This is a genomic window from Mesorhizobium sp. B2-3-11, assembly GCF_006442215.1.
Classification (GTDB): Bacteria; Pseudomonadota; Alphaproteobacteria; order Rhizobiales; family Rhizobiaceae; genus Mesorhizobium; species Mesorhizobium salmacidum.
The window spans coordinates 22,700-45,357 of the sequence record NZ_VFVS01000007.1 but is presented as its reverse complement, the minus strand read 5'-3'; the positions used below and the strand labels follow the sequence as shown (position 1 = coordinate 45,357).

Sequence of the window (22,658 nt, the reverse complement as noted above, 5' to 3'; positions counted from 1 at the left end):
AAGGAAGAGACGCGTTCAGCGCAGGACGCGACAGCGGCCGTTATAGACCATCCAGCGATCGAAGCCCGAGACGCAGAACTCGACATTGTCGCCGATCGAGGCAAAGCCCTGGCCTTCCTCGATCAGATAGAAGATCGACCGGTCCCGGCCATCCGACAGGCTGACGGTTGCCCGGCAATAGTGACGGCCAATCGGCCATTCCTCGCTCGCCTGCTCATAGCGGTGTTGGCGAATGTCGCGAAAATCGGTGATGGCGACCTCGGGCAGATGCGGCACGTGATGCACCTGGTAGGAGAACCGATGCGTGATCTTGCTCAGCACCCATGTCTCCCCACAGACGCTGCCATCGTCCTCGGAATAGACGGCAAGGTCAGCCGCATGGACCGCCTGGGTGATACCGAGAGGCGCGGCAAGGGGTGTGCAGAGCGAAATCAGGGCAGCAAGTGCGGATTTGGCGAAGCGAGTCATGGCAGCCTCTCAAGGTCGATTGCGCGCACTGTGCGGATTCGCTCGACGGCGGTCAAGCGGTTGCCGAAACAATGGTTTCCAGAAACCGGCGCGGGCAGTTGCTGTAAGCAGCAACCCGCGGGTAACGGCGAAGTTCCCTGCGGGCGGATCATGCGGTCGCACGGGGCGCGGCGATCAAATCCAGCTATACCGGCGGCGGGGCCTGCTCGCCGGCCAGCCATTCCATCGACCAATGCGCCGGCTTTTCCATGGCGAGCAATTTGTGCAGTGCCGGCAATATGGTTCGCAGTTCGCCTTCCAGCATGAAGGGCGGATTGACCACCACCATGCCGGTGCCATCGAGGCTGGGTTCCGAAGAGGCCGGCCTGATCTCGAATTCTATGTCGAGGATTTTCGGGATGCCGGATTGCTTCAGCGCTTTCCTGAAGGCGATGATCGCCTTGCGGTTCTTGATCGGATACCATAGGGCGTAGATGCCGTTGGGCCAGCGCCTGTGCGCCTTCACCAGCCCATCGACGAGGCGGCCGAACTCGCCCTCTTCCTCGAAGGGTGGATCGATGAGCACCAAGCCGCGCTTTTCCTTCGGCGGCAGGTGCGCCCCGAGCGCAAGCCAGCCGTCAAGTTCCATCACCTTTGTCTGGAAATCGCCGGCGAATTCCGTCTTCAGCTTCGCGGCGTCTTTCGGATGCAGTTCGATCGCCGACAACCGGTCCTGCTTGCGCAGGAGATTGCGCGCGAGCAGCGGCGAGCCCGGATATTTCTTCACGCCGCCCTCGGGATTGAGCGAGCGCACCGCCGCCAGATAAGGCGCCAGCAGCGCCGCCGCCTTCGCGTCGAACGAGGCATCGATCAGCCTGCCGATGCCGCCCTGCCACTCACCGGTCTTTTGCGCTTCGAGTGACGACAGGTCGTAGCGGCCAATGCCGGCATGGGTGTCCACGACACGAAACGCCTTGTCCTTCTGCTTCAGATAGTCGAGCAGGCGCGTCAGCACGACATGCTTGACGACATCGGAAAAATTGCCGGCGTGGTAGGCGTGGCGGTAGTTCATGTGGGACCCCTGCCCCAGCGTGGCGGCGGCGGTTGCGAGTTCGGATTTTCCGGTCGCCCGCCTCCAGAACGCAGGGATAGCAGGAAGCCGATCAAGCCGACCGCCATCAGCGAAAAGCCTATCGGCCGCGCGCGGGCGTCGATCTCGCCGACGCCGGAACGCAAGACAAGGTCGACCGCTCGCATCGGTATGTCCTCGGCATCGCCAGGGCCAACTGTGAAGAGGTAAGCGCCAGGGCTGACGGTGGCAATCAGGCCGGCCTCGTCGCGAAAGATCTTGTCGGGCAATTGCGGGCTGGCCTGCCGCGGATTGTCCACATGATTGAACTGCAGCGTCGAGGCAAGCACAGTGCGGCCATTGGTGGCCGCGGTCAGCGTCAATACCGTGCGCTGCTGCGAAACGATGCGCTCGGCCCTGGCGGTCAGGTCGACCAGCACCCGCACCGGCGCATCGCGATCTTTGAGCGATACTGTCAACGGCCTGAACCGGCCCTGCTCATAGACTCGCCAGGTGCCGATTTCGCGACCGGAAAAATTGCTCACCGCCCAGGGGTAGATGAAACCGATGCCGGTGCCGGAGAGCAGGATCAGGACAAACAGAAAGCGCATCGAAAACCTTGGCTATTTCTACTTCTGCTCGCTATGGCTGCCGCCTTGCGCGGACCTGTCCAGGGTAGCAGTGCGGATCCGCTCCATCTCGTCCAGAAGCATCTCCAGGCCAAGATCGAAGGTCTTGTCGAATTCAGCGGTGCCAAAGTAGCGTCCCGCGGTGGCGATGTTGGGGAAATCGCGCTCAAGCTGCTCACGGCCGACCGTTGTGACCGCCGACGGGCCCTTTGAGTAACCGGCGGTCTCGTCGAGCACCGCCCCCGACAGATAGTACCCCACCGCACGGAACAGCCTTGCGGCCATTTCCTGATCGAAGCCGCCGTCATTGAACAAGCCTACGATGTTGTCGATATACGCAAGGCAAATGGGCGAATTCATCCGGTAGCTGAGAAAATAGCTCGCGAAGGCCGGATGCTCGCGACCGATACGCCGATAATCCAATACCACCATTCGCATCCTCTGGCGCCATGGCAGATCCGGATCCGGCATCTTCAACGGACCAATCAGCCTGTCGACCAGCGCCTCAAAGAGATGCGCCTGCGAGGGGAAGTGATGATAAATGCTCATTGCCTCGCAACCAAGTGCGGCCGCCAGCTTGCGCATCGAAAAGCCGGCAAGCCCTTCCCTCTCGATCACCTCGAAGGCCGCGTTCTCGATCATCTCGCGCGACAGACGTCCGCGCGCTCTCTTTTTCTTGATTGATTGATCCATCGCGCCGCTTGACAACTTACAGTGTAAGGTTCATTTTCACCGTTACCTTACATCGTAAGGCTAACAAAGACCAGAGGATAAAACCATGTCGTACCATCGCGTCGTCAAATCCGTGCGATCTTCGTCCCAGCATGTGTTCCTGTTCGCCGCCGCAGCCTGCGTGCTGTCGCTCGGCACCGCGCCGGCCCACGCCGACGACTATGATGCAACCCTCAAGGACATACAGTCGACCATGGGCGGTGTGCCGAGCTTTGTGAAGCAGTTTCCCAAAACCGGTCTGCCTGGTGCCTGGGCCGAGGTCAAGGCCATCGAACTCAGCGACAAGACGGCGCTGCCGCCCAAGGTCAAGTCGCTGATCTCCCTGGCCGTGGCGGCACAGATTCCTTGCACCTACTGCATCTGGTCGGACACGCAGGACGCCAAGCGCGCCGGCGCAACCGACGAGGAGATCCAGGAAGCCGTGGCGATGGCGGCGCTGACACGCCACTGGAGCACCATCTTCAACGGCATGCAGGTCGATTTCGATACATTCAAGAAGGAAATGGGCGGGCAGTAAGCCCGCCGGCAAGAAGGAAATGGGCGGGCAGTAAGCCCGCCGGCAAGAAGGAAATGGGCGGGCAGTGAGCCTCAATGGCACTACAGAGATGACTCGGTGCGCGGGTCGTCTCTGGTCCGCGTTTCGGCTTTAGGCGCTGCTCTCACGCCTTGCGCTCCCAGCGGCGGTCCGCGGTCTGCTGCCAGTAGGTGACTGCGTGGCCCGCGTCCTTCATCGTCTTCCAATGCGCCCGGGCCATCTCCACCTGGGCCGCGTCGTGGCCGTCAAACAGGAACACCGCACGCTCGTAGCCACCGAGGTCGGGCGGCGCCGCGCCGTCTACCAGGAATCTGATCTTGGCTTGGTTGGGATTGCCGTCGCCGATGGTCAAGAGGATTGGCTGTTCACCGGGATAAGCTTCGCGATCGGTCGCGTGCGCCAGGAAGGAATCGTCGCGGAAAGTCCACAGATGCTGGTCGAGCGCGTCGCGCCGCTCCTCGGTGCCGGTCTGCACCACGGCGCGCCAGCCGCGATCGACGCTGCGCTCGAGCAGGCCCGGCAGCGCATCCTCCAACGTCGATTCGGTCAGATGGTAGAACAGCACATCGGCCATGGATGAACGTCAGCTCTCGTAGTGATCACGCACCAGCCGGTCCAGCAGCCGAACGCCGAAACCCGAACCCCATGACTGGTTGATCTCGTTCAATGGCGAGCCCATCGCGGTACCGGCAATGTCGAGATGCGCCCAGGGCGTGTCCTTGACGAAGCGCTGCAGGAACTGCGCGGCGATGATCGCGCCGCCGTAGCGGCCACCGATGTTCTTCATGTCGGCGTTCTTGGAATCGATCAGCTTGTCGTATTCGGCGCCGAGCGGCATGCGCCACAGCCGTTCCTGCGTTGACTGTCCGGCCGCGGTCAGCCTTTGCGCCAGTTCGTCGTTGTTGGAGAACAGGCCGGCATAATGCAGGCCGAGCGCAACCATGATGGCGCCGGTCAGCGTCGCCAGGTTGACCATGAATTTCGGCTGGAAGCGGTCGTTGCAGTACCACAGCGCGTCGGCCAGAACGAGGCGCCCCTCCGCATCGGTGTTGAGCACCTCGATAGTCTGTCCCGACATCGAGGTGACGATGTCGCCCGGGCGCTGGGCATGACCATCGACGGCGTTTTCGACAAGACCGATGATGCCGACAACATTGGCCTTGGCCTTACGCGCGGCGAGCGCATGCATCAACCCGGTCACGGCGGCAGCGCCGCCCATGTCGCCTTTCATGTCCTCCATGCCGGAGGCCGGCTTGATCGAATTGCCGCCGGTGTCGAACGTGACGCCCTTGCCGACGAAGGCGACCGGGCTGTCCTTGGGCTTGCCGCCGTTCCATTGCATGACCGCCATGCGGGCGCCTCGGGGCGAGCCTTGCGCGACACCCAGCAGCGAACCCATGCCAAGCTTCTTCATCTCCTTCTCGGTCAGGATCTCGACCTTGACGCCGAGCACCTCGAGGTCCTTGGCGCGGGCGGCGAACTCGACAGGTCCCAGCACGTTTGCCGGTTCGTTGACGAGATCGCGCGCCAGAAGCACACCGTCGATCACCGCCTCGGCATCGGTGAAAGCTTTCTTGGCGCCTGCCGGGTCGGCGGTATGGATGGTCACCTTGACCGGCTTTTTCGGATCGGCCTTGCCGCCCCCCTGGCCGCTCCCCTGGCCGTCGTCCTTATCCTTCCTGGTCTTGTACTTGTCGAAGGAATAGCCGCGCAAAAGAATGCCCGCTGCGAGGTTCGCGGCGTCCTTGCCATCGGGCGAGGCACCGGCCAGGTCGAGGACCACGGCCACGTCGGTTGCCTTGCGCAGCGATGCCGCAATGGTGCCGCCGAGCTTCAGCCAGGCATATTCATCGAGCCCCGACACCCTGCCGGCGCCGATCGCGACCAACCTGTCGAGCGATGTTGCTTCCGGCGCCAGGATTTCGACAGTGCCGGCGAACTTGCCGGTAAACTCGGCGACCGGGAAAGCCCGGTCGAGCGTCTTGCCCGGATCGTAAGCCCTGGCCGCATCGCTCAAGCCATCATCCGCCGACAGCACGAAGACCGTGCCCTTTCTGTTCGCCGCCGACTGGGGCGCGACGAATTTTGCAAAGGCGATCGATGGTCTCGGGTTCATCATGTCCTGCTTTCGGGGGTTGCGCGATGATGCGCGAAGCGGTTTGAAGCGATGCGCGACATTTGGTCGTTTTCCGGCATTTGGCAAGACTTTGCCAAAATGGCTACCCATATGAGACATGGAATCGATGGCGATTCGTCGCGGCACGGCCCGCTTAATGCCGCAACCTGTTGTTAACCATCGATGTTCGTCCTTTCTTATCCATTGCCGCCGACACTCCGGCCTACTGCGGCACGCGACGTGGGACGGGAACCGGCTCGCCTGCCCGACACAGCCCAACGGAGCCAGTTGTGCGGGCGTCGCCGGACAGCTACCTTTGGCGTGGTGGCATGATGCCGTTCGAGAAAATCGAGTAAAGCCTTCATGAAGGTCGTTGAACGCTACATCATGCGCCGCGCTTGCGTGGTCTTCCTGGCAGCACTGGTCTGGACGCTGGCCATCGTGTGGACGACGCAGGTACTGGCCAAGATCAACCTGGTCACCGACAGCGGTCAGTCAGCCTTGACCTTCTTCGAGGTCGCGTCCCTTATTCTCCCCTCCATCGTCCCGATCGTCGTGCCTTTCGCGCTCGTGGTGGCTGTCGCCCAGACACTCAGTGTGATGAATTCGGATTCGGAACTCGCGGTGGTCAACGCATCGGGCGCCTCGCGCTGGACCATCGTGCGGCCGATCATGCTGCTGGCGCTGGCCGCCAGCGTCTTTTCATTCGCCGTGGACAACGGCATCGACCCCTATGCACGACAGAAGAACCGCGCCCTGGTGGCGGAGTCGCGCGCCGACCTTTTGTCGCTGATCATCCAGGAAGGCACGTTCCGGAAAATCGAGGACGGACTGTTCCTGCAGATTGGCGAGCGGCTTCCCAACAACCGGCTGGGTGGCATCTTCGTCGCCGATTCGCGCGAGGAAGGCGTCAATCTCGTCTATTATGCGAAGACCGGCAGCATCATCGAACGCGGCGGCGAAAAGGTGCTGATGATGAATGACGGCGTCATCCATCGCAAAACGCTGACGGGCGACCTCAGTGTCATCCGGTTCACGTCCTATGCCTTCGACATGTCGGCCTTCATGTCGGCGGCCAACCAGGTGACGCTCCTGCCAAAGGACCAGACGACCCAGTACCTGCTCAATCCAAGCCCTAACGACAAGAACTATCAGCAAAATCCGCAGGAGTACCGGGCCGAGGTCGACCAGCGGTTTTCGGAATGGACATATTCCATGGTTTTCGCCCTGATCGCGCTCGCGGTCGCGGGAGACGCACGTTCGCATCGCGAGGCGCGCGTCAATCCGCTGATCACGGCCATCGCGATATCGCTGTTCGTGCGCTGGCTGGGTTTCTTCGCCGCGAGCAAGGCCGACGAAGTCCCGCAATATTCCTATGTGGTCTATGGCGTGCCGATCGTGGCTTCCGCGGTGGCGATCTGGTTCATCGTGTCGAACCGGACCATGGAACTGCCGGTTGCCTGGGCGGACTGGATGACAAACCTGGCCAGCCGCATCGGTGAGGGCTGGAATGCCCTCAAGTTGCGTCTATCCAGGCGCGACACCTCAGGCCAAGGAGCCGGCTGATGGGCTGGACGCTGGGCCGTTACTTCTTCTTCCGCTACGTGGCGATCACGATCTGGTTCTTCCTCGGCCTTCTGGCGCTGGTATTCCTTATCGATTTCACCGAACTGTCCGGCCGCACCACCGGCCTGCCGGGGTTCACCTATGGCACGGCGATGGCCATTTCAGGCCTTCGCATGCCGATGATCATGCTGCAGACGGTGCCGTTTGTCGGCTTGTTCTCGGCGATGGCGACGCTGGTGTCGCTCAACCGACGTTACGAACTCGTCATCGCGCGCTCCGCGGGCGTTTCCGCCTGGCAGTTCCTTTTGCCATGCTGCATCGGCGCACTGCTGTTCGGCGCCGTATCGGTCGGGATCATCAACCCGCTCGCCGCGCACGCCTTCTCCTTGTCCGAACAGATCGAGACCGAGTTGCGCTCCGGCAAATCCAACACGGTTTCGGCCGATGCCGCTCCCTGGATCCGCCAGAAAACCAGTTCCGGCGACACGATCATCGGCGCGCGCGCCATCCTCGGCCAGGGTCTGGAGATGTCCGACGCGGTTTTTTTCATCCTCGACCAGCAAGGCAATATCGTCGAGCGCAAGGATGCGGCGCGTGCTTACCTGCGCGACGGCTATTGGGAATTGCAGGATGTGAAGATCTTCAGGAACGGCACCATCCAGCCCGTCGCGAACGATCGTGTGCCGACCAATCTGAAGCCGGAATTCGTGCAGGAGCGGCTGGCGCGCCCGGAGACGATTCCCTTCTATGACCTGCCCGGAAAAATCGAGGTTGCCCGTTCCTTCGGCCTCAAGGCAAATGCCTTTGCCATGCAGTTTGATTCGCTGGTGGCGTTGCCATTCCTCCTCGTCGCCATGACGCTGATTGCGGCAACAGTTTCAATGCGATTTGCGCGAATGGGGCAGTCGGCAACGATGATTCTGGGTGGCGTCGTTGCCGGGTTTCTGCTTTATGTCGTTTCGGTTCTGGTGAAGGCGTTCGGCGTGGCGGGGTTCGTGCCGACTGCCATAGCCGCCTGGGTGCCGGTCGTGGTAGCTATGTTCTTCGGGGTGACTTTCCTGCTATACAAGGAAGACGGCTAGTGAGGGAGGCGTTTTTGCCCAGCGACAGGCAGGCCCGTTTGGCGCGCCTTTATGCGGCGAGCGCCTTGGCGTGCCTGGTCGCCTGCGGCGTCCCGCTGCCGGCGTTCGCGCAAGATGTCGGCAACATGGCGACCACGGTTCCGTCCGGCTCGCAGATGCTGCTGGCGGCAGACACCCTGGAATATAACAACGACAACCAGACCGTGACCGCCATCGGCGGCGTGCAGATCGACTATGGCGGCAACCGCCTCGTCGCTCAGAAGGTTGTGTACGACCGCAACACCAAGCGGATGGTTGCCAGCGGCAATGTCGAGATCGTCAACAGCGACGGCACCAAGATCAATTCGCAGCACATCGACATCACTGACGATTTCGCAGACGGCTTCGTCAACGCGCTGCGCGTTGAAACCGTCGACAAGGCCTATTTCGCCGCCGAAAGCGCCGAACGCATGGGCGGCGTGCTGACCACTTTCCACAATGGTGTCTACACCGCCTGCGAACCGTGCGAGGACAAGCCCGACAAGGCGCCGACATGGCGCGTCAAAGCCAGGAAGATCATCTGGAACGGTGAGAAGAAGACGGTTCGCTTCGAGAGCGCGAATTTCGAGTTCTTCGGCTTTCCGCTGGCCTACCTGCCAGCATTCGAGATCGCAGACCCGACGGTGAAGCGCAAGAGCGGCTTCCTGATCCCCAGCATCGGCTACAACAGCCATCTGGGGTATAGCGTCAAGGTCCCCTACTATTTCGCTCTTTCCCCAACATATGACCTGACGGTGACCGGAAGCGGCTACACCAAGCAGGGCTTCCTCGGCGAAGCCGAATGGCGCCAGCGCTTCAACAATGGCGAATACACTTTTAAGGTCGCCGGGATCCAGCAGCAGAATCCCGACGCCTTCATCGACAGCGCCGCGTTCCCCTCGACCGCTGGGCACAATATCGATTCCGGCGCGGTGGGCGATCCGAACAAGTTTCGCGGCATGATGGGCACGCAGGGGCAGTTCGCCATCAACGAACGCTGGAATTTCGGCTGGGACGTGTTGCTGCAGACCGACAAGAACTTCTCGAATACCTACAACATCGCCAAGTACAATTCGTACGTCCATCAGTCCTCGGTCTACCTGACTGGTCTCAATGACCGAAATTATTTCGACGTGCGCGCCATGCATTTCGAGGTCCAGGAAAAAACGCCGAACGACAATGCCGCCGCGCGAAGCGGCCAGCAGCCCTGGGTGCTGCCCTCGCTCGACTATGCCTATATCCCCGACGCATCGGTCGCCGGCGGCCAGTTGTCGCTCAACGTCAATACGCGCGTCATCCGCCGCGAAGATCTCGACGAGGCTTTCAACACGCCATACGACTCTTCTACGCTTGCGCAGCGCGTGCGCGGCATCGAAGGCGAGTCCAGCCGTCTTACCGCCGAGGCCGAGTGGAAACGGAGCTTTGTCACCGATGACGGGTTGGTGCTGACACCGTTGCTGGCGCTGCAAGGCGACGTCGACTATGTCAGACCATCATCGGCTTCGCTCGCCGCGATCAACCAGATGGCGACGAATCTGGGCGAGCAGGACGACATGCGCTCGTCCTTTGCCCGCTACATGGCGACCGCCGGGCTCGAGATGAGCTGGCCCCTGTTGTTCTCGCTGGCCAGCGGGTCGAGCCACGTTTTCGAGCCGATGGCTCAGGTGTTCCTGCGCCCGAACGAACAGTATGTCGGCGGCCTCTCCATTCCGAACGAAGACGCGCAGAGCATGGTTTTCGATGCGACCACGCTGTTCGAACGCGACAAGTTCTCCGGCTACGACCGCATCGAGGGCGGCTCGCGTGCCAATGTCGGGCTGCGCTATTCCGGCTCTTATATCAATGGCTGGGGCACCAATGCGATCTTCGGCCAGTCCTATCAGATCGGCGGCGAAAACTCCTTCGCGGCACCTGATCTGGTCAATGTCGGCGCAAATTCGGGGCTCGAGACCACCAAGTCCGACTATGTCGGCCTGTTTGGCATAACCAGCCCCAATGGATTCGCGGCCTCCGTCAGCGGCCGTTTCGACGAACAGAGCTTCGAGATCCGCCGCGCCGAGTTTAAAGCCGCCTATTCCGGCCTACCGGTGTCGTTGAGCGCCAAGTATGCCTTCATCCAGGCCCAGCCGCTCTATGGTTTCACGACCGACCGTCACGAGGTCACGCTCGGTGCATCGACGCATCTTGCCGAGAACTGGCGCGTGTTCGGAACAGGAACCTACGATTTGCAGGAAGGCCTGCTGGTCAAGGACGGGGTGGGCTTCGCCTACAACGATTCCTGCTTCACTTACCTGATGACGTACGCGCAGTCGCGTGACCTGAACACCAGGGAAGTGACGCAGAGCATCGGATTCAACCTGTCGTTCCGTACCCTCGGCGACTTCGGCTCGTCGACCAACGCAGTCGACACCATCCAATAAGCGGCGACATCGTTTCGCCGCATAGGGCTGGCACGGATTCGCGTATCCGGAAGGGGACGGAATTGGGCGGAGCCGGGATAGAATTGGGATGCCAACGATGAGGAAATACCTCTTTTCAGCAGGGTTCGCGTTGCTTGTGGCGGCGACGTCCGTGTCGATGACAGTGATGACGCCGCCGGCTTTCGCCAGCGAGATCAAATACGTCGTCAACGACATAGCAATCACCACTGGTGATATCGCCCATCGTGCCGCCTTCCTGAAGCTGCAGCGCAAGAAGGGCGACGCTGCCCAGGAAATGATCGACCAGACGCTGCGCATGGCCGAGGCCAGACGGCTTGGCATCCGTATCAGCGATGCCCAGGTCGAGGCCGCCTACCAGCGCTTTGCCACCAACAACAAGATGCAGCTCGGCCAGCTCAACGGCGTCATGGAAAAATCCGGCGTCGGCAAGGATCATTTCAAGGAGTTCATTCGCGCCCAGATGGCCTGGAACCAGGCCCTGAGCGCCCGTTACCGTTCCGGCGAAGGTGGCAGCGTGACCGAACAGGACGCGGTGCGGCGCATGCTTGACAAGGGCGGAGCCAAGCCGAGTGCCATGGAATACATGCTGCAGCAGGTCATCTTCGTCGTGCCAGCGGCCGAACGCAGCGCGACGCTGGCCAAACGCAAGCGCGAGGCCGACGCCATGCGTGCCCGCTTCAACGGCTGCAACACGACGCGCGAGTTCGCCAAAGGCCTGATCGACGTCACCGTTCGCGACCTCGGACGGATTCTGGCGCCGCAACTGCCGCCGGACTGGGCGGAGCAGATCAAGGCGACCAAGGTCGGTGGCGCCACCGTCACACGCGAGACCGAACGCGGCGTCGAATTCATCGGCATCTGCTCGTCGCGCGAAGTATCCGACGACAAGACGGCCCAGATGGTGTTCCAGAGCGAAGGCTCCAGCGACAAGGCCGCCGACGATCTCAGCAAGAAATATGTCGACGAGCTGAAGGCGAAAGCCCGCATCGTCAAGCGCTGACGTGAGCAGCACGATGACCGCGCTGGCGTTGAGCGTCGGCGATCCGTCCGGTATCGGCCCTGAAATCGCCATCGCCGCCTTCCTTGCGCGGAACGCCGTCGGCTTGCCCGCCTTCTACCTGCTGGCCGACCCGGCCGTGGTCGCATCGCGAGCACGCCACCTTGGCGTCTCGCTGCCTGTCGAGGAAGTGACGCCGGTGCAGGCGATCGAGGTCTTTGGCCGCGCCTTGCCGATCGTTCCCCTGACGGCGCGCTTCATCGACAGCCCCGGGCGACCCGACCCGGCCAATGCAGCCGGCACCATCGAAGCGATCGACCGCGCGGTCGCCGCCTGCCTTGCCGGCGAGGCCGCTGCCGTGGTGACCTGCCCGATAGCCAAGAAACCGCTCTACGATGCCGGCTTCCGTTTTCCCGGCCACACCGAATATCTGGCGCATCTGGCGGCTCGGCACAGCGGCGTCGAGGCGATGCCGGTGATGATGCTGGCAGGCCCCGACCTGCGCACGGTTCCCGTCACCATCCACATCGCTCTGGCCGAGGTGCCGAAGGTCCTAAGCACCGAATTGATCGTCGCGACCGCGCGCATCACGGCGGCCGACCTTGCCAGCCGCTTCGGCATCGCCAGGCCGCGGCTCGCCATTGCGGGCCTCAATCCGCATGCCGGCGAAGGCGGCTCCATGGGCCTGGAAGACGAGCATATCGTGCGCCCGGCGGTCGACATCCTGCGCGCTGAAGGCATCGATGCTTTCGGGCCCTTGCCCGCCGACACGCTGTTCCATGCCCGGGTGCGGGCAGGCTACGACGCTGCACTGTGCATGTATCACGACCAGGCATTGATCCCGGCCAAGGCGCTGGCCTTCGACGAGGCGGTCAACGTCACGCTGGGCCTGCCCTTCATCCGCACCTCGCCCGACCACGGCACCGCCTTCGACATCGCCGGCAAGGGCGTGGCACGACCCGACAGCCTGATCGCGGCGCTGAAGCTCGCCAGAAAACTGGCTGACGTCGACGCAAAGGCTGGCACCGCATGAGCGCTTTCGCTTCCGGTCTTCGCGCATGAGCATCGATGGGCTGCCGCCGCTGCGTGACGTCATCGAGCGCCATGGGCTGCAGGCGAAAAAGGCGCTCGGCCAGAACTTCCTGCTCGATCTCAATTTGACCGGCAAGATCGCACGCAGCGCCGGCGACCTGACGAATGCCACGGTGATCGAGGTTGGGCCCGGGCCTGGAGGGCTGACAAGGGCGCTGCTATCGAACGGCGCCCGCCGGGTCGTCGCCATCGAGCGCGACGAACGCTGCCTGGCGGCGCTTGCCGAGGTGTCCGCTCACTACCCAGGTCGGCTGGAGGTGATTTCAGGCGACGCGCTGAAGATCGACTTCGCCGCCCTCGCCTCGGGAACCGACCACGCTCCGGTCCGGATCGTGGCCAATCTGCCCTACAACATCGGCACCGAACTGCTGATCCGATGGCTGACGGTCGCGGACTGGCCGCCCTTCTATGCCTCGATGACGCTGATGTTCCAGCGTGAGGTGGCGCAGCGCATCGTCGCCGCACCCGACAGCGATGCCTATGGCAGGCTAGGTGTGCTCGCCGGCTGGCGCACGCAGGCCAGGATCGCCTTCGACGTCCCGCCTCAAGCCTTCACGCCACCGCCCAAGGTCACCTCCTCGGTGGTGCATCTGGAACCACGCGCGACGCCCCTGCCCGCCGAGGTGAAGAAACTCGGCCGGGTCACGGAAGCCGCCTTCGGCCAACGCCGAAAGATGCTGCGGCAGAGCGTGAAAAGCCTCGGCGGCGAGGCCTTGCTCGAAAGAGCGGGGATCGACCCGACGCGACGTGCCGAAACGCTCAGCGTCGAGGAGTTCGTGCGGCTGACCAACGCGGTCTAGCGCCGGCAGATGTCACGGTCCGCGACGAAAAGGCGTTGTAGACATACCGCTCCCGTGCCGCGGCTTCGATCGCCCGGCATGGCGGGCGTTATCTGGTGCGCGGCGGCCAAGTGCAGACGCTGGAGGGTGATTGGCATCCTGGTCCGCTGATCGTCGTCGAATTTCCCGACATCGAGCGGGCAAGGCGCTGGTACGCATCCGCCGAATATGCGGCGGCGCTGGAGGTACGCGATGCCGCGCTCAGCCGACATCTGATCCTGGTCGAGGGCATGGCGCCCTGACGCCAGTCACACGGTCTTTTCGTCCAACAATCCCGACACGAAATCGAAGAGACCGGGCCGGCGGTCGCGCCGCAGCCGCTCGGCCACGACGATGCCGCGAACCTCGGCGAAGGCACGGTCGAGATCGTCATTGACGATGACGAAGTCATATTCCTTCCAGTGCTCGATCTCGTTGCGGGCGTTCTTCAGCCGCGTCTCGATCACCGCTTCCTGGTCCTCGGCGCGCCGCTTCAGCCGCGCCTTCAATTCCTTCATCGACGGAGGCAGGATGAAGATCGAGACGATGTCGGCACGCATCTTCTCCTTGAGCTGCTGGGCGCCCTGCCAGTCGATGTCGAACAGCATATCGCGGCCCTGCGCCAGCGCCAGTTCGGCCGGCTCGCGCGGTGTCGCATAGCAATTGCCGTGCACTTCCGCCCATTCGAGGAGCGCGTCGGAATCGCGCAATCGCTCGAATTCGCGCATCGTGCGGAAGTGGTAGTGAACGCCCTCGATTTCCGAACCACGGCGTGGCCTCGTGGTGACCGAGACCGACAGTTCGAGGCTGGAGTCGCTCTCCAGAAGGTTGCGCGCGATCGTCGACTTGCCGGCACCCGATGGTGACGACAGGACGAGCATCAGCCCCCGGCGGCGGATGCGGGATCCCATATCCCTGGGAACCATCGGTTCCTTGGCGACCATCGGCTACTCCAGATTCTGGACCTGTTCACGAAACTGGTCGACGACCGCCTTCAGTTCCAGCCCGATCGCGGTGACGGCGGCGGCATTCGACTTCGAACACAGCGTATTCGATTCGCGGTTAAATTCCTGTGCCAGAAAATCGAGCTTGCGGCCGACCGCGCCGCCGCCCTCGAGCAAAGCCCGGCCAGACGCGACATGCGTTTTCAGCCGGTCGATCTCTTCGCGAATATCGGCCTTGGTGGCAAGGAACGCCGCCTCCATGTGCAGCCGGCTTGCATCCAGATTGGCGGATGCGTCCATCAGCAGCCGGACCTGCTCGGCAATGCGTTCGCGGATCGCCGCCGTATCGCGTGACGGGTCGGCTTCCGCGCGCAGGGTCAGTGTCTCGATGGTGTCGATCTGGCCGGACAAAAGCACGGCCAGCGCGGCGCCCTCGCCTTGCCTGGCCTGTTCCAGGCCGTTCAGCGCCACGTCCAGCGCGGCCATGATGGCGGTATCGAGCGCGGCCCGCACTTCTTCGGTTTCGATGGTTTCGGCAACGTCGAGCACGCCACGCAGCGACAGCAATCCGTCAGCCGTCGCGGGCGCAACGCCGAACTGTTCCTGCAGCCGCTTGGCCAGACCGGCGAGATCTTTCAAAAACGCCTCGTTGACGACAGGTTGCGTCTGCGCACTGGCGGCGCGGCCGATGGTCAGCGTCGCCTGGAAATTGCCGCGGGCGAAACGCTTCTGCAGCGTTTGCCTGACCACAGGCTCCAGCCGCTCGAATCCCTGAGGCAGCCGCAGGCGAACCTCGACGCTCTTGCCATTGACGGATTTGACTTCCCAGGCAATCGCGGTGCCGTCATACTCGGCGACGACGCGTGCAAAACCGGTCATGCTCTGCAAATTCATGTCGCCCTGTACACCCCTGGCGCCTTACCCCGAAACGGTTTTCCGGAGGGGCAAGCGCGGCTTAAAATGACCACACCGCGAATGCGTCGAAATCGGACGCCCGGCGTTCCTTCAAATGTCAGGCCGCCGCCTTCCAGGCAACGCCTTTCTTCACCTTACTGGACCGCGCCCGCATCACCGCCGGCATTGCCGTTGTCGCCACCGGTGCCGTCGCTGTCGTCAGCAGGCTTGTCGGAAGCAGGGTTGTCGGCAGCAGGCTTGTCGGCACTGCCGCTGGTACCGGCGGCAGCGGCGGCCTTGGCTGCTTCATCGGCCTGCTTCTTCTGCAGCGCGCGATAGCGGGCGACGTTTTCATTATGCTCGTTTAGGGTCGACGCAAAGACGTGACCGCCCGTGCCGTCGGCGACGAAATAGAGGTCGTCGGTCTTCGACGGATTGGCCACGGCCTCGAGGGCCGCGCGGCCTGGATTGGCGATAGGCGTCGGCGGCAGGCCGCTGATCACATAAGTGTTGTAAGGCGTCTGCTTCTGGATGTCGGACTGGTAGATCGGGCGGTCCACCGGCTTGCCCTTGCCGCCAAACAGACCATAGATGATGGTCGGATCGGACTGCAGGCGCATGCCCTTGGCCAACCGGTTCAGGAAGACAGCAGCCACCCGTGAGCGTTCATCGCCCTTGCCGGTTTCCTTCTCGACGATCGAGGCCAGAGTGACAAAGTCCTCGACGTTGGCCAGGGGCAGATCCGGCGCGCGCCGCTGCCACACCTCATCGACCAGTTTCTTCTGATCGGCGAGCAGCTTTTCGACCATCTGCTGACGCGTTGCGCCACGCGTGAAGCGCAGCGTGTCGGTGGCAAGGCTGCCCTCGGGGGGCGTCTTCGCCGGCATATCGCCGCTCAGGGCGGGTTCGTCGGCGATGCGCTGCAAGGCCTGCTCAACCGTCAGCCCTTCGGGAATAGTCAGCGAGTACATCACCGACTTGCCGCTCTTCAGGAGTTCCATGATGTCGCGCATGGATGCCCTGGGCTTGATCTCGTATTCTCCGGCCTTGAGTGCGGAATCGTTGCCGAAGGCACGCACGCCGAGGCGGAATACGCGGGCGTCGCTGATTAGTCCGCGGCGCTCAAGCTGGTCGGCGATATCCTGGACGCCAGTGTTGGGCTTGACGAGGAAAGTGTCGCCATTGGCGGAAGGGCCGGGCTCGGTAAACTCCTGCTTGCCGAAATAGAGGGCCACGCCCGCCGCCAGAACCATCAGCATCACCGAGGAGATGACGAAGTTCATGAACACGACGACCTGGCTGCGCGAAGCGCGCGAGCGTTTCGGCGGCGGCGTTCCGGCTTCCGGCCGCAGCGCCTCGCTGGCCGTCTTCGGCACGATCGGCCCGGTATTCGCCGGCCTTTGCCTGAATTCTCCGTTGTCTGACGGATTTGTGTTCATTTCGCCCTACCGTTCGATCCCTCAACGAATCCCCTGCGGCAGAGTAGAGGCGAATATGGCAAAATTGACGGCACGCCAAAGCATTGCCCGGTAGCCGGACCGTCAGCCATTATACCGCTGGAAGACGAGCGAGGCGTTGGTGCCGCCGAAGCCGAAGGAATTGGACAGGGCTACGTCGATCTGGCGAGGGCGTGGCTTGTTCGGCACCAGGTCGATCGCGGTTTCGCGTTCGGGATTGTCGAGGTTGATGGTCGCCGGTGCGATATTGTCGCGGATGGCGAGGATCGAAAAGATCGCTTCGGCCGCGCCGGCTGCTCCCAGCAAATGGCCGATCGACGACTTGGTCGACGACATTGAAATCTTGGACGCCGCATTGCCGACCAGCCGCTCGACAGCGCCGAGTTCGATCGTATCGGCCATGGTCGAGGTGCCGTGCGCATTGATGTAGTCAACATCGGCTGGCGTAAGCTTTGCCCGGTTCAGCGCCGCCGTCATGCAACGGAAGGCCCCGTCGCCATCTTCTGCCGGTGCGGTGATGTGATAGGCGTCGCCGGTCAGGCCGTAGCCAGTCACCTCGGCATAAATCTTCGCTCCACGCGCCTTGGCATGCTCGAGCTCTTCCAGCACGACGACACCGGCGCCCTCGCCCATGACGAAGCCGTCGCGGTCGCGGTCGTAAGGCCGCGAGGCCGTTTGCGGGCTATCGTTGCGCTCGGTCGAGAGTGCCCGGCAGGCGGCGAAGCCGGCGAGCGAAAGCCGGGTCACCGGCGATTCGGCGCCACCGGCCAGCATGATGTCGGCATCGCCGAAGATGATCAGCCGGGCGGCGTCGCCGATGGCGTGCGCGCCGGTCGAGCAAGCAGTGACCACAGCGTGGTTGGGGCCTTTCAATCCGTGCCGGATCGAAACCTGGCCCGACACCAGATTGATGATATTTCCGGGAATGAAGAACGGGCTGATGCGGCGTGGGCCGCGTTCCTTGAGGATGATCGCGTTCTCGGCGATGCCCTCAAGACCGCCGATGCCGGAGCCGATCAGCACACCAGTGGCGCAACGCTCCTCCTCGGTTGAAGGCTGCCAGCCGGAATCCTTTAGCGCTTCATCGGCGGCCGCGATCCCGTACAGGATGAAGTCGCCGATTTTGCGAAGTTCCTTCGGCTCAAGAATGGATTCGGGATTGAGCGTACCGTTGGAGCCGTCGCCACGCGGAATGACGTGGGCGATCTTGCAGGCAAGATCGCCCACCTCGAACTCGGTGACGCGCTTGGCAGCGCTGCGGCCGGTCAGCAGTTCCTTCCAGCCGTGCTCGAAGCCCATGCCGAACGGTGAAACCAGGCCAAGGCCCGTGACGACGACACGCCTCATCGCAGGTCCTCCCCGGTGATGACTGCCGAAAGCGTCAGGCCGAAGCCTTGTCAATGTACTTCACCGCATCGCCGACGGTCAGAATGGTCTCGGCTGCGTCATCGGGGATCTCGACACCGAATTCTTCTTCGAACGCCATGACCAGTTCGACCGTGTCGAGGCTGTCAGCGCCCAGATCATCGATGAAGCTCGCCTGCTCCGTCACTTTGTCGGCATCGACGCCAAGGTGTTCGATGACGATCTTCTTGACGCGCTCTGCGGTGTCACTCATTTGGGCATCCTCGTCTTTTGGTTGTCTGTCTTCGTTAGCGGGCGGAATGCCGCTAATCAAGCTGAAAGATGGTCCTGCCGGAAACGCAACGGCCACGGACCGGTTTTTGCCCGAACCGCCGGGTTGCGGGCCGCATTACACGAAAAATAGCCAAGGTCCAAGCCGAAATGGTGGGTTTTCACAGCGCGGCGATGTTACCGCGGACCTTGCTCAGATCCTCGCTCAGATCATCGCCATACCGCCATTCACATGAATGGTCTGCCCGGTTACGTAGGCGGCCTCGTTCGAAGCCAGATAGGCAACGGCGGACGCCACTTCGGCACTGGTGCCCATGCGCTTCGTGGGGATCGCCGCCATGATCGCCTCTTTCTGCTTGTCGTTGAGCTTGTCGGTCATCGCCGATTCGATGAAGCCCGGAGCGACGCAGTTGACGGTGATGTTGCGGGTGGCGATCTCCTGCGCCAGCGACTTCGACAAGCCGATCATACCGGCCTTGGAGGCACAGTAATTCGCCTGGCCGGGATTGCCGGTCACGCCGACCACCGAAGTGATGTTGATGATGCGGCCATGGCGGCGGCGCATCATCGGGTGGGTCAGTTCACGGGTCAGCCTGAAAACGGCGGTGAGGTTAACCTCCAGCACCGTATCCCAGTCGGCGTCCGACATGCGCACGAACAGGCCGTCCTTGGTGATGCCGGCATTGTTGACCAGAATGTCGACGCCCTCGAGATCGGCCTCCGCCTTCTGGCCGAGTGTCTTGACCTCGTCGCGGTTCGACAGGTTGGCCGGGAACAGCTTGACCCGGTCGCCCAGTTCGGAGGCCAGCGTTTCCAGTTTCTCGAGGCGCGTGCCGTGCAGGCCGACGATCGCGCCCTGCGCATGCAGCACCCTGGCGATCGCCTCGCCGATGCCCCCCGTTGCGCCGGTGACAAGCGCCTTGCGGCCGGTCAATTCGAACATTTTTGTCTCCAGGTTGAGAAGAGGGCACCCCGCATAGGGATGGTATCAAATGGCGTTTTATGCAAGCGCCGCCAATGCCGCCTCGACCTCGGCCGCGGAACCTACAGAGGCGGTGGCGATGTCGCGGTTGATGCGCCGCGCCAGGCCCGAAAGCACCTTGCCGGCGCCGATCTCGTAAAGCGTGGAGACGCCGTTGGCGCCGAACCATTCCACCGTTTCGCGCCAGCGCACGCGGGCAACCACCTGTTCGACCAGACGCCGTGCGATCTCATCGGGGTCACTAGTCGGAGTGACGGTGACGTTGGAGACGATGGGCACCACCGGCGCGGCCCTCGCGACGCTCGCCAGCGCCTCGCGCATGATCTCGACCGCCGGTGTCATCAGCGCGGAATGGAAAGGCGCCGAAACCTGCAGCATCAGGGCCCGTTTGGCACCCTTTTCGGTGCACAGTCTCGCCGCCAGTTCCACCGCGGCTCTCGTGCCTGATATGACCAGCTGACCGCCGCCATTGTCGTTCGCCACCTGGCAGGCAGCGCCCTTGCCAGCGCCCAGGGCGGCCTCGGCACAGGCAGCTTCGACATCGGCCTGCTCCAATCCGATGATCGCCGCCATGGCGCCCTCGCCGGCCGGCACCGCCGCCTGCATGGCGTTGCCGCGAATGCGCAGCAGACGGGCGGCATCGGCAACGGAAACGAAGCCGGCGGCGGCGAGTGCCGAATATTCGCCCAGCGAATGGCCGGCGACATAGGCGACCTTGTCCTTCAGCGAGAAACCGCGCGCTTCCAGCGCCCTGATCGCCGCCAGCGATACCGCCATGAGGGCCGGCTGCGCATTGGCCGTCAGCGTCAGGGTCTCTTCGGGACCTTCCCAGATCAGCTTCGACAGGTTTTCGCCAAGCGCGTCATCGACTTCCTGGAAGATCCTGCGCGCCTCTGGAAAGACATCGGCAAGATCCTTGCCCATGCCGACAGCCTGGCTTCCTTGTCCTGGAAAGGTGAATGCGACGGCCATGCGAGGGCTCCCCAGACTTGTTTTGCTTGCCTGATGCTACGAATTTTCCCTGCCTGTGACGCAAGGCAGGCCGCCAAGTCAAGCCCGGTTCAACCCGGCGCCTAATCCGAACCATGCGCCGAGCGCCTGTTCCCAAAGGGCTTTGCGGCGATCACACCTGATGAAAACCGCTCACGAATCGTTTGCTGGCTCTTCTTATTTTCGTCACAGGCGCTAGCTTTGCGTGACAATTATATGACAATCGAATGACGTGGATTGTCTTGGGGTGGGAAGTTAAAGTGGCAAAGAGCTTCAAACGTGCCGGCAACGCCGTGCCGCAGTTCCTGGAAGACGATCCGTCCACCGGCTATCTGCCGGGCCGGCGATGGCCGGTCGTCCGTTACGGGCTGATCAGCCTGGCGATCTCGGCCGTGCTGGTGTTCGCCATCGAACTGATCGTGCGCGGCGATGTTGCCGGCACCGTTTCCTTCTTCCTGCAGCCGTTCAAGCCGGGCTGGACAACCATCGTCGTGTTCGCGCTGGTCCTGATCGGTCTCGACGCGGTCCTCGGGCGCAGTCATCAGAGCCTGATGATCGTGGCGCCGCTGACCCTGTCGCTGGCCTTTGTCGGCCACCAGAAATCGAATTATCTCGGCGATCCGCTCTATCCGACGGATTTTCTCTATGCCCGCCAGATCTTCGCCCTGCTGCCGCTGCTGGTGCGCGAGCGGCCTATGACCGCGCTCGCCATGGTCGCGGGCATCGTAGCCGGCCTGTCCCTGCTCGTCTACGGCTGGCGGCTTTGGCGCCGCAAGGTTCCAGCCCTCAGCCACAAGGGCCGCCTTGCCCGGCTGACGATGGCGGTGCCGCTGCTCGCCTTCTTCGTCTCGATCATGGACTACGCCACTTTCTCGTGGACGCGGGACCGGCTGCAGATCATCCCCATCATGTGGGACCAGAAGGAAAACTATGCCTCCAACGGCTTTGCGCTCGCCTTCGCGCTCAACGTGCCGATGGCGCATGTCTCGGCACCACCAGGCTATTCCGACAAGGCAATTGCGGCCATTGACCGAACCAATGTGACGGCCTCGGTACCTACCGAGAAGCCCGACATCATCGTCGTCATGAGCGAATCCTTCTGGGATTCGACCAAGCTGCCCGGCGTCACCATCACCCCGGATCCGATCCCCAATGTGCGGGCGCTCCGCTCGGGCTCGATGTTCTCGCCTGAATTCGGCGGCATGACCGCCAACATCGAATTCGAAGCGCTTACCGGGTTCTCGAACGCCTTCCTGCCGGCCGGCAGCATCCCCTACCAGCAATATGTACGCACCCCGACGCCGTCGATGGCGACCTTCCTGAAGAGCGAAGGCTATAGGGCACGCGCCATCCATCCAGGCACAAACTGGTTCTGGAATCGCGGCGCGGTCTATGCCGATTTCGGCTTCAACGACTTCAAATCGGAAGAGACGCTGCCGCCCATGGAAAAGCGCGGACCGCTGGCATCCGACGCCGCGATGACCGACGAGATCATCCGCGAAGCCAACGCCAGCGACGACCCGGTCTTCTTCTTCGCCGTCAGCCTGCAAAACCATGGCCCGTATGAACCGAACCGCTATTCAAACCCGACCCACTCGGTGCAAGCCCCGATCAGCCAGTGGGCGCGTGACTCGCTGATCTCCTACGCCGAGGGTTCAGCCGACGCGGACCGCGGCCTCGAGCGGCTGATCGAATGGGCCAAGACGCGCGAGCGGCCAACGATTGTCGCCTTTTTCGGTGACCACCTGCCGCCGCTCGGACCGGTCTATGTCGAGACCGGCTTCCTGAAGGACAATGTCGCGCCACGCAAGGAACCGACACCGCAGGCGGCTCTCGAACACCACGCGACACCGCTGATCATCTGGTCGAACCGCTCGGGCCCGGTCGCGAATCTGGGGACGGTGAGCCCTGCCTTCCTGCCCTATCATATCCTGACCGCCGCGGGCATCACCCACCCCTACTACACCGGTTTCCTGGGCGAGATGCGGGAGCGCTATCGCGTCGTCGACCGCAACTTGTTGCTGACGCCGACGGGCGAGGCGACGTCCGACTGGGCTCGGCAGAAGGAGATCGACCCGGCGATCCGCGATTTCCGTCTGTTGCAATATGACATGATGTTCGGCAAACGCCTCGCGGCACCCGACTTCTTCCCTGAAACGGTCGACAAGGTTGTCTCCCATACGAGTTGAGCCGACCGGTCGGCTCAGGCCCGAT

General features: G+C 62.7%; 21 protein-coding genes and 1 pseudogene. 9 read left to right on the top strand and 13 right to left on the bottom strand.

Features of this window, described 5'->3' with window-relative positions; genetic code table 11:
- Positions 1–15 precede the first annotated feature (15 nt).
- The 4 genes from FJ960_RS11760 to FJ960_RS11745 form a co-directional block, all read right to left on the bottom strand.
- Positions 16–468, bottom strand: coding sequence for a hypothetical protein (locus tag FJ960_RS11760; protein ID WP_027144529.1), 453 nt, complete (start codon positions 466–468; stop codon positions 16–18).
- A gap of 184 nt (positions 469–652) precedes the next feature.
- The gene (locus FJ960_RS11755) at positions 653–1,519 is read right to left on the bottom strand and encodes a 23S rRNA (adenine(2030)-N(6))-methyltransferase RlmJ (protein WP_140714039.1); all 867 of its coding nucleotides are present in this window, start codon (positions 1,517–1,519) and stop codon (positions 653–655) included.
- Positions 1,516–2,127, bottom strand: a complete 612-nt coding sequence (locus FJ960_RS11750; RefSeq protein WP_140509871.1) for a hypothetical protein — start codon at positions 2,125–2,127, stop codon at positions 1,516–1,518. Before FJ960_RS11750 ends, FJ960_RS11755 begins: the two co-directional genes overlap by 4 nt.
- Positions 2,128–2,145: 18 nt before the next feature.
- Positions 2,146–2,787, bottom strand: coding sequence for a TetR/AcrR family transcriptional regulator (locus FJ960_RS11745; RefSeq protein WP_246672734.1), 642 nt, complete (start codon positions 2,785–2,787; stop codon positions 2,146–2,148).
- Positions 2,788–2,923: 136 nt separating this feature from the next.
- Between FJ960_RS11745 and FJ960_RS11740 the strand changes: the two genes are divergently transcribed.
- Positions 2,924–3,394, top strand: a complete 471-nt coding sequence (locus FJ960_RS11740) for a carboxymuconolactone decarboxylase family protein (RefSeq protein WP_140509870.1) — start codon at positions 2,924–2,926, stop codon at positions 3,392–3,394.
- Between the two features lie 142 nt (positions 3,395–3,536).
- Here FJ960_RS11740 and FJ960_RS11735 read toward each other — a convergent pair whose 3' ends face one another.
- On the bottom strand, positions 3,537–3,986 hold the full coding sequence (locus tag FJ960_RS11735) for a DNA polymerase III subunit chi (protein WP_140714037.1): 450 nt from the start codon (positions 3,984–3,986) through the stop codon (positions 3,537–3,539).
- Between the two features lie 9 nt (positions 3,987–3,995).
- Complete coding sequence (locus tag FJ960_RS11730; protein ID WP_140714035.1) at positions 3,996–5,528, bottom strand: leucyl aminopeptidase; 1,533 nt, start codon at positions 5,526–5,528, stop codon at positions 3,996–3,998.
- Between the two features lie 363 nt (positions 5,529–5,891).
- Here FJ960_RS11730 and lptF point away from each other — a divergent pair, with 363 nt between their 5' ends.
- The 7 genes and pseudogenes from lptF to FJ960_RS11695 all read left to right on the top strand — a co-directional run bounded on the left by lptF (position 5,892) and on the right by FJ960_RS11695 (position 13,805).
- A complete protein-coding gene (gene lptF / locus FJ960_RS11725; RefSeq protein WP_140714033.1) occupies positions 5,892–7,094 on the top strand; it encodes an LPS export ABC transporter permease LptF in 1,203 nt (400 codons plus the stop codon).
- A complete protein-coding gene (gene lptG, locus FJ960_RS11720; protein WP_181165975.1) occupies positions 7,091–8,176 on the top strand; it encodes an LPS export ABC transporter permease LptG in 1,086 nt (361 codons plus the stop codon). Before lptF ends, lptG begins: the two co-directional genes overlap by 4 nt.
- Positions 8,176–10,614 (top strand): LPS-assembly protein LptD, encoded by a 2,439-nt coding sequence (locus FJ960_RS11715; protein ID WP_181174213.1) that lies wholly within the window; start codon positions 8,176–8,178, stop codon positions 10,612–10,614. Before lptG ends, FJ960_RS11715 begins: the two co-directional genes overlap by 1 nt.
- Positions 10,615–10,702: 88 nt before the next feature.
- Positions 10,703–11,635, top strand: coding sequence for a peptidylprolyl isomerase (locus FJ960_RS11710; RefSeq protein WP_027144111.1), 933 nt, complete (start codon positions 10,703–10,705; stop codon positions 11,633–11,635).
- A 13-nt stretch (positions 11,636–11,648) separates the two neighbouring features.
- Positions 11,649–12,665: a 4-hydroxythreonine-4-phosphate dehydrogenase PdxA gene (gene pdxA, locus FJ960_RS11705; protein WP_181174220.1), complete on the top strand. Its 1,017-nt coding sequence runs from the start codon at positions 11,649–11,651 to the stop codon at positions 12,663–12,665.
- 25 nt (positions 12,666–12,690) lie between these two features.
- Complete coding sequence (gene rsmA, locus FJ960_RS11700) at positions 12,691–13,524, top strand: 16S rRNA (adenine(1518)-N(6)/adenine(1519)-N(6))-dimethyltransferase RsmA (RefSeq protein WP_140509856.1); 834 nt, start codon at positions 12,691–12,693, stop codon at positions 13,522–13,524.
- Positions 13,525–13,559: 35 nt separating this feature from the next.
- A pseudogene (locus FJ960_RS11695) lies at positions 13,560–13,805 on the top strand (DUF1330 domain-containing protein).
- A 6-nt stretch (positions 13,806–13,811) separates the two neighbouring features.
- Here FJ960_RS11695 and gmk read toward each other — a convergent pair.
- The 7 genes from gmk to fabD all read right to left on the bottom strand — a co-directional run bounded on the left by gmk (position 13,812) and on the right by fabD (position 20,426).
- Complete coding sequence (gmk, locus tag FJ960_RS11690) at positions 13,812–14,468, bottom strand: guanylate kinase (protein WP_140509905.1); 657 nt, start codon at positions 14,466–14,468, stop codon at positions 13,812–13,814.
- Between the two features lie 21 nt (positions 14,469–14,489).
- On the bottom strand, positions 14,490–15,380 hold the full coding sequence (locus FJ960_RS11685; protein WP_140714027.1) for a YicC/YloC family endoribonuclease: 891 nt from the start codon (positions 15,378–15,380) through the stop codon (positions 14,490–14,492).
- 155 nt (positions 15,381–15,535) lie between these two features.
- Positions 15,536–16,819 (bottom strand): endolytic transglycosylase MltG, encoded by a 1,284-nt coding sequence (gene mltG / locus FJ960_RS11680; protein WP_140509851.1) that lies wholly within the window; start codon positions 16,817–16,819, stop codon positions 15,536–15,538.
- A 102-nt stretch (positions 16,820–16,921) separates the two neighbouring features.
- Positions 16,922–18,184 (bottom strand): beta-ketoacyl-ACP synthase II, encoded by a 1,263-nt coding sequence (gene fabF / locus FJ960_RS11675; protein ID WP_140714025.1) that lies wholly within the window; start codon positions 18,182–18,184, stop codon positions 16,922–16,924.
- A gap of 34 nt (positions 18,185–18,218) precedes the next feature.
- Complete coding sequence (locus tag FJ960_RS11670) at positions 18,219–18,455, bottom strand: acyl carrier protein (protein ID WP_006203723.1); 237 nt, start codon at positions 18,453–18,455, stop codon at positions 18,219–18,221.
- A gap of 222 nt (positions 18,456–18,677) precedes the next feature.
- Positions 18,678–19,415, bottom strand: coding sequence for a 3-oxoacyl-[acyl-carrier-protein] reductase (gene fabG / locus FJ960_RS11665; RefSeq protein WP_140509847.1), 738 nt, complete (start codon positions 19,413–19,415; stop codon positions 18,678–18,680).
- A gap of 57 nt (positions 19,416–19,472) precedes the next feature.
- The gene (fabD, locus tag FJ960_RS11660; RefSeq protein WP_140714023.1) at positions 19,473–20,426 is read right to left on the bottom strand and encodes an ACP S-malonyltransferase; all 954 of its coding nucleotides are present in this window, start codon (positions 20,424–20,426) and stop codon (positions 19,473–19,475) included.
- Between the two features lie 245 nt (positions 20,427–20,671).
- On the opposite strand from fabD, the gene FJ960_RS11655 reads away from it, so the two are divergent.
- Positions 20,672–22,633: an LTA synthase family protein gene (locus tag FJ960_RS11655; RefSeq protein ID WP_181174212.1), complete on the top strand. Its 1,962-nt coding sequence runs from the start codon at positions 20,672–20,674 to the stop codon at positions 22,631–22,633.
- Positions 22,634–22,658: the final 25 nt, after the last annotated feature.

What these genes read in the sequence shown, in the direction of transcription:
- FJ960_RS11760 (WP_027144529.1), bottom strand. Translation starts at nt 468, where the DNA reads ATGACTCGCTTCGCCAAATCCGCACTTGCTGCCCTGATTTCGCTCTGC.
- FJ960_RS11755 (WP_140714039.1), bottom strand. Translation starts at nt 1,519, where the DNA reads ATGAACTACCGCCACGCCTACCACGCCGGCAATTTTTCCGATGTCGTC.
- FJ960_RS11750 (WP_140509871.1), bottom strand. Translation starts at nt 2,127, where the DNA reads ATGCGCTTTCTGTTTGTCCTGATCCTGCTCTCCGGCACCGGCATCGGT.
- FJ960_RS11745 (WP_246672734.1), bottom strand. Translation starts at nt 2,787, where the DNA reads ATGATCGAGAACGCGGCCTTCGAGGTGATCGAGAGGGAAGGGCTTGCC.
- FJ960_RS11740 (WP_140509870.1), top strand. Translation starts at nt 2,924, where the DNA reads ATGTCGTACCATCGCGTCGTCAAATCCGTGCGATCTTCGTCCCAGCAT.
- FJ960_RS11735 (WP_140714037.1), bottom strand. Translation starts at nt 3,986, where the DNA reads ATGGCCGATGTGCTGTTCTACCATCTGACCGAATCGACGTTGGAGGAT.
- FJ960_RS11730 (WP_140714035.1), bottom strand. Translation starts at nt 5,528, where the DNA reads ATGAACCCGAGACCATCGATCGCCTTTGCAAAATTCGTCGCGCCCCAG.
- lptF (WP_140714033.1), top strand. Translation starts at nt 5,892, where the DNA reads ATGAAGGTCGTTGAACGCTACATCATGCGCCGCGCTTGCGTGGTCTTC.
- FJ960_RS11710 (WP_027144111.1), top strand. Translation starts at nt 10,703, where the DNA reads ATGCCAACGATGAGGAAATACCTCTTTTCAGCAGGGTTCGCGTTGCTT.
- pdxA (WP_181174220.1), top strand. Translation starts at nt 11,649, where the DNA reads ATGACCGCGCTGGCGTTGAGCGTCGGCGATCCGTCCGGTATCGGCCCT.
- rsmA (WP_140509856.1), top strand. Translation starts at nt 12,691, where the DNA reads ATGAGCATCGATGGGCTGCCGCCGCTGCGTGACGTCATCGAGCGCCAT.
- gmk (WP_140509905.1), bottom strand. Translation starts at nt 14,468, where the DNA reads ATGGTTCCCAGGGATATGGGATCCCGCATCCGCCGCCGGGGGCTGATG.
- FJ960_RS11685 (WP_140714027.1), bottom strand. Translation starts at nt 15,380, where the DNA reads ATGAATTTGCAGAGCATGACCGGTTTTGCACGCGTCGTCGCCGAGTAT.
- mltG (WP_140509851.1), bottom strand. Translation starts at nt 16,819, where the DNA reads ATGAACACAAATCCGTCAGACAACGGAGAATTCAGGCAAAGGCCGGCG.
- fabF (WP_140714025.1), bottom strand. Translation starts at nt 18,184, where the DNA reads ATGAGGCGTGTCGTCGTCACGGGCCTTGGCCTGGTTTCACCGTTCGGC.
- FJ960_RS11670 (WP_006203723.1), bottom strand. Translation starts at nt 18,455, where the DNA reads ATGAGTGACACCGCAGAGCGCGTCAAGAAGATCGTCATCGAACACCTT.
- fabG (WP_140509847.1), bottom strand. Translation starts at nt 19,415, where the DNA reads ATGTTCGAATTGACCGGCCGCAAGGCGCTTGTCACCGGCGCAACGGGG.
- fabD (WP_140714023.1), bottom strand. Translation starts at nt 20,426, where the DNA reads ATGGCCGTCGCATTCACCTTTCCAGGACAAGGAAGCCAGGCTGTCGGC.
- FJ960_RS11655 (WP_181174212.1), top strand. Translation starts at nt 20,672, where the DNA reads ATGACGTGGATTGTCTTGGGGTGGGAAGTTAAAGTGGCAAAGAGCTTC.